Origin of the sequence: Streptomyces lushanensis (assembly GCF_001700515.1) — a bacterium.
GTDB lineage: Bacteria > Actinomycetota > Actinomycetes > Streptomycetales > Streptomycetaceae > Streptomyces > Streptomyces lushanensis.
This window is the reverse complement of record NZ_MAUD01000358.1, coordinates 1-6,498: the sequence shown is the minus strand read 5'-3', so window position 1 is coordinate 6,498 and position 6,498 is coordinate 1. Positions and strand designations below refer to the sequence as shown.

7 protein-coding genes are annotated in these 6,498 nt (G+C 71.1%); 1 reads left to right on the top strand and 6 read right to left on the bottom strand.

Translation table 11 applies throughout. From position 1 onward, the window contains the following. On the top strand, positions 1-1,187 hold a 1,187-nt coding region (locus tag BFF77_RS25880), incomplete at its 5' end, for a discoidin domain-containing protein (RefSeq protein ID WP_141698529.1). 278 nt (positions 1,188-1,465) lie between these two features. Here BFF77_RS25880 and BFF77_RS25875 read toward each other — a convergent pair. The 6 genes from BFF77_RS25875 to BFF77_RS25850 all read right to left on the bottom strand — a co-directional run bounded on the left by BFF77_RS25875 (position 1,466) and on the right by BFF77_RS25850 (position 6,296). Continuing rightward, positions 1,466-2,080 (bottom strand): hypothetical protein, encoded by a 615-nt coding sequence (locus tag BFF77_RS25875; protein WP_066954112.1) that lies wholly within the window; start codon positions 2,078-2,080, stop codon positions 1,466-1,468. 745 nt (positions 2,081-2,825) lie between these two features. Further along, a complete protein-coding gene (locus tag BFF77_RS25870) occupies positions 2,826-3,401 on the bottom strand; it encodes a YdeI/OmpD-associated family protein (protein WP_066954109.1) in 576 nt (191 codons plus the stop codon). A gap of 216 nt (positions 3,402-3,617) precedes the next feature. Beyond that, positions 3,618-4,484: an ABC transporter permease gene (locus tag BFF77_RS25865; RefSeq protein WP_245703708.1), complete on the bottom strand. Its 867-nt coding sequence runs from the start codon at positions 4,482-4,484 to the stop codon at positions 3,618-3,620. After that, positions 4,481-5,440 carry an ABC transporter ATP-binding protein gene (locus BFF77_RS25860; protein ID WP_066954103.1) on the bottom strand — a complete coding sequence of 320 codons (960 nt, stop codon included), beginning with the start codon at positions 5,438-5,440 and terminating at the stop codon, positions 4,481-4,483. The genes BFF77_RS25865 and BFF77_RS25860 overlap by 4 nt, the downstream gene beginning before the upstream one ends. Beyond that, positions 5,437-5,790, bottom strand: a complete 354-nt coding sequence (locus tag BFF77_RS25855; protein ID WP_066954101.1) for a transcriptional regulator — start codon at positions 5,788-5,790, stop codon at positions 5,437-5,439. The genes BFF77_RS25860 and BFF77_RS25855 overlap by 4 nt, the downstream gene beginning before the upstream one ends. After that, the gene (locus BFF77_RS25850) at positions 5,787-6,296 is read right to left on the bottom strand and encodes a hypothetical protein (protein ID WP_066954115.1); all 510 of its coding nucleotides are present in this window, start codon (positions 6,294-6,296) and stop codon (positions 5,787-5,789) included. The genes BFF77_RS25855 and BFF77_RS25850 overlap by 4 nt, the downstream gene beginning before the upstream one ends. Positions 6,297-6,498: the final 202 nt, after the last annotated feature.

Below are 6,498 nucleotides of genomic sequence, written 5' to 3'. Positions count from 1 at the left end.
TCGCCGTCGACGGCGATCTCACGACCCGCTGGGCCGTTTCCGTCGCCGACCGTCCGAAGGCGGACAGCTGGCTCGCCGTCGACCTGGGCGAGGCGCGGAGCTTCGACCGCGTCACGCTGCGGTGGGAGGCCGCCGCGGGGCGGGGTTACGTGGTCCAGGGCTCCACGGACGGGAAGGCGTGGACCGATCTCGTCAGGTATCCGCGTCCCGATCTCACCAGTGGTGGTGGCTGGGTCGCCGTCGACGGCAGGGCCGGGTTCGTCGTCCGGGGCGCGAAGAACCCCCTCACCGTCTCCGGCGACATCCTCGTCCTGTCCGACGGACCCGCCGAGCCGATCGTGGTCGAGGGGTACGTGGGAGGGGCGGCGTCGGACGTGAAGGCCGCCGCGGCCCGCCCGGCTCCGGTCGCCGCCGCGGCAGCCGTGAGGGCCAGCGTCGCCGGGGGACACCTCAGTCTCTTCAACCTGTCCGCAGCCGCGGTGAAGACCACCGTGTCCGTGGCACAGGACACCCGCACGGTCCAGCTGTACGCCGGGACCCAGACCGTCACGGCGACCGGCACCGACCATGTGGCGGAGCTGGCCGCCGCGTCCGCGGCGATCGCGCCGGCCCGTTTCACCCTGCGGTCGGAAACGCGTTCGCGCATCCCTGCCGGGGTGCGCGCCGAGGTCGTCGACGCGGCGACGGTCACGTTCTCGGGGCCGCCGTGCCGGCTCGTCCTCACGGCGCCCGGAGGCCGGAGCGTGCGGGTCGACGTCCGCCGCGGGCGCGCGGAGCGGGTGTCCGTACCGGGCGTCACCGGCCATCCGCTGCCGGATCTCGCGCTCGGGCGTGTCACATTCCCGACGACGCCCCTGCCCTCCGGGATGTCCGATCCGGCGGGCGCGGTCGACGGTGATCCGCACACCTCCTGGAACCCGGGCGCGAAGGGCCGGATGGTGGTGGACCTGGGCGCGGTGATTCCGGTCGGTGAGATACGGGTGGCCTGGACGAGCGGCCGGATCCCGGCCTCCGAGGCCGAGTTCAGCGCGGACGGGCTGACGTACACACCGGTGGGAGCCCTGCGGGTCAGGAGCCGTACCGGCACACTGACCGCCAAGGGCGGCGCGCGCTATGTGGCACTCACCGTCGGTGAACGGGGTACGCACGACGCCCGGGTGGTCTCACTGTCCGTGCTCGCTCCGTAGGCCCCCCACGGACCGTCCTCCGCGAACGAGGTCGGGCCCTCCCTGCGAAAGGGAGGGCCCGGCCCGCTGCCACCACTGTGCGGACGTCCGGTCGGTCACCCGCCCACCACGGTCCCACCCGGGGCGGGGGTCGTACCCGGGTTGGCCTCGTGCGGGCGGCAGGCGGCCTCGTCGTACGCGCCGCGCGCGTCCGTTGCCCCGCGGCCACCCCGGGGTACGGAGCCGACTCCCGCGACCAAGCTCAATGCCGACTTGCCGACTTGCCGACGGCAGCGTGCCTACCGGGAGGCGGGCCGGGGTTTGCACAGCCCTGGCGCGCAAAAGGCGACCATCGCCACGAAAAAGTAGATCAGCGCGGCCACGCTCATCTCGGGATTGCCGTTCTCGTTGACGTAGAGAGAAAGGGCGGTGAGGCCGCCCAGGATGGCCACGGTGACAGCTCCAGGCCAACGGTCCCTGTCTTTGCCGCCCCACCAGCTGAACAGTACGAACAGGATCGCTACCGCGAAGACGATTTGAAATGCCGTTTCGTGAATGGGCGAGGCGGGCGGTTCCATCCAGCTCTTCACGTCCACTTCCGCGGGGCTGGCCGTGTCCCTGATCGCTCTGGGCAGGTGCGCGGCAAGGAAGTAGCTCAGAACCAGAAAGACGGCCTGTACGGAGCACGCTGCGACGAGCGACGCCACGCTCATGAGACGGACGGCCGCGGGGATTTCCGATGCTTTCGCGTAGAGCATGCGCAGGCCGGCATGTGTCGACCGGGCCCAGCTGATCCAGGATTGGATCGCCATCACGACAATGGCCACATACAGGATGAAGCTGTCCGGGCCCGTGATCGTCTCGATGATGGCCTTGTAAATGTCATCCGGCTGAACCGGATCCGGCGCTGCCATGGACGTACCCCCCCCCCCGCAATTCGCGTGTCGCCACCAGTGTGGGGTGTTCCGGGGCACCTCGGTGCGGTTGTCGCCGAGTCAACACATTCAGACACGGGTGGATGGCACGCTACAACGTCTCACATGTCTTCCGGTCCTGAGCTTGCCCTTTGGTCTCCGGGCCTCTCAGGGCCTGCCACATGGACGGTGCCGTGGTGACAGATGGGCCGTACCCACGACTGGCGGACGCGTTCCCGGCACTTGCTGCCGGGATCGCCGAACTGCTGCGTACTGAGGGTGAACCGCCGGCCGAGGTGGTCGCCGACATCCCGTCCCCCGTTCGCGGTCGGACACCGAGAAGACCTACGCGACCGCATCCACGGTCGGCCGTGCCGCCGGCGACGAGGCCCAGCGCCGGCAGCCAGCGGTCTGCGGTCAGTCCCGTGATCACCACGATGTAGGCCGGCATCGCCACGAGAAAGAGCGCCCAGCCGTGCCATTCGTAACCGTCCGCGGCAACGCAGCCGCCCCGGGATCCGCGCTCACAGCCACCCTCGACGAGTCCGCCGACACCCCAGCTGACGGCCAGCATGACGGCGGCACCAAGCGGGATCCACCACCATCTCGACCAACTCTCCGCGTCGAACGACCAACTGCCCGACGAGCCCAGCGTGCCCGCTCGGCCTTCCCCCCTGTGTCTCACCACGGCGCGATCATGGGTCCCCGCGCGAGGAACGGGTACCGGGGCGCCGAGGTCGCGGTCTCAGGGATGGAGCTTCTTCTTCTCCGCCAGCATCGCCACGAACTTCTCGATCCGCCGGGCCCTGGTGTCCGCCTTCTTGGCGTCCTGGATCCGGTAGAGGATCGCGTACCGGTTCCGGCCGTCGAGACTCTCGAAGAACTCGGCAGCCGCCGGGGTCCCCGCCAGAGCCGCGGTCAGATCGTCGGGGACGCGGGCGGCCTTCATCCCGTCGTACGCCGCCTCCCAGCGGCCGTCCGCCTTGGCGCGCTCCACCTCGGCCAAGCCCGCCGGACGCATCCTGCCCTGCTCGGTCAAGGCCGCGACCTTGTCCCTGTTGATCTTGGACCACTTGCTCCCGGCCCGCCGCGGGGTGAAACGCTGGAGCCAGAAACTGTCGTCGAGGGCGGCCTTCTGCCCGTCGATCCAGCCGTGGCACAGGGCCACGTCCAGGGCCTGGGCGTAGTCGAGGGCCACCACCCCGGGGGCCTTCTTCCTCAACTTCAACCAGAGCCCGGAGGAGGAGTCGTGGTGTCGGGCGAGCCAGGTCTCGAAGGCATCCGCGGATTCGAATGACAGTGCTTCCCGTTCTTCAGGCATCCGGACAGTGAACCACGCGATGCCCGTCGCGGACCGTCCTCATTCGCGGACCGTCCTCATACATGGATACATGGCCGACACCGATACCGATACCGACATACGCAATCTCACCGACCGCCGCGTCGCCATTTCGCGGACCGCTCGGAGGCCGGGCTTCGATCGACGGAGCGGTGGTGAGGTTGTCGCCGTCGGTGCGGGGCTGGGGATCCTCATCCTCTACGAGGGCAGCGCGCCGCTCTGTACCGCCTTGCGGTGCCGTGCCGACAGGTGGGAGCCGGACTCGCGGCGGGCGGCGCGGCGCAGGAGAGGTACGGCGAGCAGGAACCCGAGGACCGCCCAGGCCGTCAGGACCAGGGCGACCATGGGCAGTTCCCAGGATCCGGCCGCCTCGGCGGTCCGTGCCGTGTCGGGCAGCAGCGCCGAACGCAGGCCCTGCGCCATCCACTTGAGCGGGAAGACCGCGGCCACCTGCTGGACCGGTACGGGCAGCGAGGTGATCGGGAACACCGTCCCGGAGATGAACAGGAGCCCCATCGTCGGCAGCATGACCAGCGCCAGCGCCTCGCGGGGGTTGGGCAGCACCGCGCCTACGGCCGCGCCCAGCGGTACGACGGCGAGCAGCCCGAGCGTGGTGACCCACAGCAGCGTCAGCCAGTCGCCGGGCCCGTGCGGCAGGGGCCCGTCCACCAGCAGCGCCGCGGTCGCCAGGAGTACGGCCAGGGTGCCGACCGCCACGACGACCACCAGCAGGCACTTGGCGACGAGGTAGGCCGGTATCCCGCCCGGCGTGGCGCGCAGCCGCAGCAGGGTGCCTTCCTCCCGCTCGGTCACGAGCGTCTGCGGGAGGTTGATCAGTCCGATCTGGAACAGCAGGTACGCGGCGAAGCCCGCCAGCATCAGATGAGCCATCGGCGTCCGGGTGCCGGGCACGTCGTCGCTGACATACGCGGCGACGAGCAGCACGACGACCACGTTGGTGAGGTGGCCGGACAGCTCCTTGCCGTTGCGCAGCAGGTGCCGCAGCTCGATACCGCCGCGCTGGAGCCCGGCACGCCAGATGTTCGTCATGGGTGTCCCCCTCATGCGGCCTGTGTCTCCTTGTCCGTGTTCCCCTCGCCCGTGTCCCCGTCGGCCCCGTCGGCCCCGTCGTCCGCGTAGCCGCCCGTGCCGTCGGCCTCCCGCCGCACCATGTGCAGGTAGGTGTCCTCCAGCGTCGGACGGCGGACCTCCAGGCCGGCGATCGGGCCGTCCGCCTGCTGGTGGAGTTCCCAGACCAGCCGCGAGGGATCCGCGGTGCGTTCACGGCGGGACGTCCCGTCGTCGGCCGTCCAGCGGACCTCGGCTTGGGCGGCGGCCCGCCGGGCCAGTTCCGCGGGCGTGCCGCAGGCCCGGATCCGGCCGCCGACCAGCATGGCGATCCGGTCGGCGAGCCGCTCGGCCTCCACCAGGTCGTGGGTGGTGAGCAGGACGGTGACGCCCTCGTCGCGGGCCAGCCGTTCGACCAGTACGTGGAACTCGTGCCGCGCCTCCGGGTCGAAACCGGTGGTCGGCTCGTCCAGGAAGAGGAGCTGCGGGCGGCCGACGATGCCGAGCGCGACGTCCAGCCGCCGGCGCTGGCCGCCGGACAGCCGGTCCACCCGCCGGGCGGCCTGGTCGGTGAGGCCGACCAGCGCCAGCAGTTCGGCCGGGTCGCGCGGGTCGGGGTAGTACGTGGCGAAGTGCGTGAGCAGCTCGGCGACCCGCCAGCGGCGGTGGTCGCGCCAGGACTGCAGGACCAGTCCGATCCGGCCGCGCCACGCGTCGTCGCCCCGCTCCGGGTCCGTACCGAGGACGCTGACCTCACCGGCGGAGCGCCGCCGGAAGCCCTCCAGGATTTCGACGGTGGTGGTCTTCCCGGCGCCGTTGGGTCCGAGCAGCGCGAAGACCTCGCCACGGTGGATGTCCAGATCGACGCCGTGCAGGACGTCGACGGCGCCGTACGTCATCCTCACATCGCGCGCGTGGACGACGGTCTGGGCGGGTGTGTGCTCCGGCTTCATCGTCCTGCCCCCGAGTGGTGCCGCTGTCGTGTCGGTGTTTCGGTCGCGGCCAGGGGACCGGCGCCCTCGACGATCGCCCGGAGCGCCGCGACATGCCCCTCGAAGGCGGCGCGCCCGTGGTCCGTCAGCCGTACTCTGGTGCGCCGCTTGCGGCCGCCGCCCTCTTTGTGGAGCTCCAGATATCCGGCCTCCTCCAGGGTGGCCAGTTGTTTGGAGAGCGCGGAGTCGCTGAGCGAGAGGCTGTCCCGTACGAAGGCGAAGTCCGCCCATTCGGTGGCGGCGAGCAGCGCGACCACCGACAGCCGGGTGGCGGGGTGGATCAGCTCGTCGAAGCCGGCGGGGGTGCTCATCGGCCCGCCCCCGCGCCCGCCGGTCCGGTACCTGCCGCCTGTGTGCCGCGTCTCCGCACCGACCCTGCCGCCCACCTGTTCGTCGGCCCGACGAACAGCACGAACACCGTCGCCGAGACCGTGGCCTGGATCAGACCGGCGGACATCGGCTCCAGGGAATCGGTCAGACGGCCGGTCAGCAGGGTCGTCCCGCCGGTCACCACGGCCCCCGCCACGAAGGTGGCGGACATCCGCCGGGTGAACCGGGTGTGGTGCAGGCGCACCCGGCTCCGGCGGTGTTCGAGCACCCCCAGCACGCCGAGCAGCGCGGCGTACGCGGCGATGGCCAGCCCCACGCCCCACCCGGGCAGGTCCAGGCCCAGACCGGCCAGGAAGAGCCACATGAGCGTGGCCGTGGCCCAGGTGGTGCCCCAACCGCCCCCGGCGGACCGCTCGACCTCGTCGTACACCCGCTCCTGCGGCACCCGGATGCGCTGCAGGTCACTCCATGCCTTTTCGGCATCCATCGGCGTGCTCACGGCCCCTGCCCTCCCGCTCACTCAACTTTCCTGCAAGGAAAGTTATCCTGGACTTTCCTGACGGGCAAGTCGTCACAACCGGCCCGCGCGGCTTGCGACGCCCGGACCGGTGCGCTTCTCAGGGAACGCACCGGGCTTCGAGCTCAGCGGTCCGGCGGGTTGCCGCTCGGCGCCGCCGACGCCCGGCGTG

What these genes read in the sequence shown, in the direction of transcription:
- BFF77_RS25855 (WP_066954101.1), bottom strand. Translation starts at nt 5,790, where the DNA reads ATGAGCACCCCCGCCGGCTTCGACGAGCTGATCCACCCCGCCACCCGG.
- BFF77_RS25875 (WP_066954112.1), bottom strand. Translation starts at nt 2,080, where the DNA reads ATGGCAGCGCCGGATCCGGTTCAGCCGGATGACATTTACAAGGCCATC.
- BFF77_RS25870 (WP_066954109.1), bottom strand. Translation starts at nt 3,401, where the DNA reads ATGCCTGAAGAACGGGAAGCACTGTCATTCGAATCCGCGGATGCCTTC.
- BFF77_RS25865 (WP_245703708.1), bottom strand. Translation starts at nt 4,484, where the DNA reads ATGAGGGGGACACCCATGACGAACATCTGGCGTGCCGGGCTCCAGCGC.
- BFF77_RS25850 (WP_066954115.1), bottom strand. Translation starts at nt 6,296, where the DNA reads ATGGATGCCGAAAAGGCATGGAGTGACCTGCAGCGCATCCGGGTGCCG.
- BFF77_RS25860 (WP_066954103.1), bottom strand. Translation starts at nt 5,440, where the DNA reads ATGAAGCCGGAGCACACACCCGCCCAGACCGTCGTCCACGCGCGCGAT.